Genomic DNA, 840 nt, shown 5'->3' with positions numbered 1-840 from the left:
ATACAAGACAACCCGAAGGATTTGGAGAACTTATTGCTGCAAACTTTGCCCATCAACGAAACTGTGCAAAAAGAATTCTGTGTCTGGCGAGACTTTTGGCAGCGGGCCGGAGATTCTCAAGCTTTGCAGCAAACTCAAACACACTGGATAAAGGACTGGGTAGCCGGTATTTCCGGTTTCATCGAGAAAGCACAGGCGGCCGGTGAACTCAGACCGGATCTAGATGTACAGTTAGAAGCTGAAATGTTGGCCACTTATGTGGATGGTCTGGGTCTAAAGGCGTCATTGGCTCCCAAAGATTGGCCTGTAAAGCGGCAGAAGCAACATGTGAGTGCGTATCTGTCACGGCTCTATTGACCGCTGATCCCCGAAATTCTTTTTTTAAAATCACACTACCTTCTTGTTATCTTCGGAAATCAGATAAATCGAGTTCGAATCTTGTCTGTTTTAGAAGTAGGACACACAGTTCGAGCCCGTCCTGTGAATTTAGGAGATCGACTGGAGAGGATTGGACGACGTCCTTAAATATCAACTCGATTGCCTTTTATGTCAATTAATGCCGACGCTACGCGGGTATATTTTCACCCTACTGCGAAGTGACGCGGCTACAGGTGCGATCCAATAGAAATCGATTTAATAATGAAGTGTGATATCTGGTGAGTTGGAACTGATAAATCTACAGCTCCATGATCACCGATACGACTGTTACTTTGATGAATTTGAATTCAATAAATTTAGTCACAAACCTCTATGTCCATAGCTACAACTTTTTATCTCGCCGCTTACAATTCGACAGTTATATTTATCGTCGTGGACATAATTTCGGTATTCTTTTCACTG

At 43.5% G+C, this 840-nt stretch carries 1 protein-coding gene; it reads left to right on the top strand.

The window, feature by feature from the left end; all coding sequences use genetic code 11:
- Positions 1–357 (top strand): TetR family transcriptional regulator C-terminal domain-containing protein (locus A3729_RS01810; protein ID WP_197475483.1); only part of this gene is annotated, 357 nt, incomplete at its 5' end.
- Positions 358–840: the final 483 nt, after the last annotated feature.

The sequence above is a fragment of the Oleiphilus sp. HI0043 genome (assembly GCF_001634935.1).
The sequence above is the reverse complement of the archived record's forward strand: the minus strand, read 5'-3'. Positions and strand labels throughout refer to the sequence as shown.